This window comes from Gluconobacter sphaericus NBRC 12467 (assembly GCF_006539125.1).
GTDB lineage: Bacteria > Pseudomonadota > Alphaproteobacteria > Acetobacterales > Acetobacteraceae > Gluconobacter > Gluconobacter sphaericus.
In genome coordinates this window covers 1-1,756 of sequence record NZ_BJMK01000079.1, presented here as the reverse complement: position 1 = coordinate 1,756, position 1,756 = coordinate 1, and the positions used below count along the sequence as shown (strand labels likewise).

The 1,756-nt window shown below is 53.0% G+C and carries 1 protein-coding gene, 1 tRNA gene and 1 pseudogene; 2 read left to right on the top strand and 1 reads right to left on the bottom strand.

Annotated elements, in window-relative coordinates:
- Positions 1-552: 552 nt before the first annotated feature.
- Positions 553-627: transfer RNA gene (locus tag GSP01_RS14540), tRNA-Val, on the bottom strand.
- Positions 628-703: 76 nt separating this feature from the next.
- Here GSP01_RS14540 and GSP01_RS14535 point away from each other — a divergent pair.
- Positions 704-1,603, top strand: coding sequence for an N-formylglutamate amidohydrolase (locus tag GSP01_RS14535; protein WP_141354677.1), 900 nt, complete (start codon positions 704-706; stop codon positions 1,601-1,603).
- A gap of 60 nt (positions 1,604-1,663) precedes the next feature.
- Positions 1,664-1,756, top strand: a pseudogene (locus GSP01_RS14530) (IS5/IS1182 family transposase); the annotation flags it as partial.

Below are 1,756 nucleotides of genomic sequence, written 5' to 3'. Positions count from 1 at the left end.
TCTCCGACAGTCTTCTTCTCAGCCATCTGCCTCGCCGCAACCCTCATGTTCTGGCTATGAGTCCTGAACCTAGATCAAGTCCGGATGCTCAGTCTTGTGTCGCAAAGTGGGCCTACCGGGGTATATGCGTGTATGGAAACCCCAAAAGCTCGAGAAGCCGAAGAGCGTGTTCGTCCCTGGCGTCACCCCGTATGTTTCCCGATACACATAAGCGAACTAGCAATACTGCCTGCACAAGGGAGCTAATGCGCCTCAAAGCTGACGGTGGATGGCGCAACATCACCACGGCGGCGCGGTACGCCAAGGTGATGCCAGATGCCTATTGGGTGGAGGTCATTGCATGGTTCGGCATCGATGGCTGAATAATTCTTAGTCGATTCGCATGAGCGGCCAGAAAGCCGTGATGGGTGCACGGATTTTGCACAGAATTGTTCAAGAAGGAGTGGTTTCAGCTGTCATGATTCGACATAGACCGAAGCGTACGGTCTAATAAATCGATAGAGACATCGAAGAAAAATGATTAATTCCGAGGGAATTTATCACCGGACCGAGTGGTGGGCGCAACAGGGATTGAACCTGTGACCCCTACCATGTCAAGGTAGTGCTCTACCGCTGAGCTATGCGCCCCCCGATCCGGTGAGGCGGTTTCTAGCCGTATCCGAAAAACCTTGCAACCCCCTGTGGGACCAAATATGCAAAAAATATGAAAATCCCTGTACCACTGACGTCCTTCACGGTGAATAAACCGCGGAATACTGCGATTCCTCTGCTTGTCTCATCTCCACATTCCGGAAGGAATTATCCGTCGGATTTTCTCGACAGTGCCTCGCTATCCTTTCATGAGCTGCAACAGAGCGAAGACCGGTTTGTGGATCGACTGTTTGAAAAGGCACCGGATTTTGGCGCAACATTAATCTGTGCCGAACTTCCCCGTGTGTGGTGCGATGTGAATCGCGACTGGCGCGAAGTCGATGCGGAAATGTTTGATCCGCGACCGCCTGATGACGAGGTTCTACTTACGGAGAAGGTGAAGGCGGGGTTCGGAGTCATTCCACGCTACGTGTCGCAGGGACGGCAGGTGTACGGACAGCGGCTTCATCTCTCGGAGATAAAGGACCGGATTGCGGCGGCATGGCTGCCTTATCACGAGGCCCTTACGGCGCTCCTGAGTGATATGAAGGCGCGATTTGGTTATGCCATTCTTCTGGAAGCCCATTCCATGCCTAAGCTGCCTTATGCGCGATCGTGTGATGTCGTTCTGGGTGACGTTCATGGTCGAAGCTGCGTCCCCGCTTTGCCGGATATTATTGAAAACATACTTGGAAGCCTAGGGTATTCGGTTCGTCGGAATATTCCTTATGCCGGCGGATATATTACCCAATATTACGGCCGTCCCGAGCAGAATATCCATGCCGTCCAACTGGAGATCTGCCGCTCCCTCTATCTGAATGCTGCGACGCTCAAACCGGGAGGCGGGTTTGAACAGACACAGCAGAACATCCAGTCTCTCCTTGCCGCCCTGGCAGCGTGGGTTGGGAGTGAAGTCCCGTCGCAGTCATCGAAACAGGAAGCGGCGCTTACGGTTGAGGTATGGCCTTTTTAAGCCCATAACCCATTGATTTGATTGTGGAAATCTGATTCAGGCTCTGCGAGGAGACTGGTAATGAGCGACCTGTTTTGGCTGACAGATGAACAGATGGATCGTCTGCGGCCCTTTTTCCCAAAGAGCCACGGTAGACCCCGTGTTGATGACCGT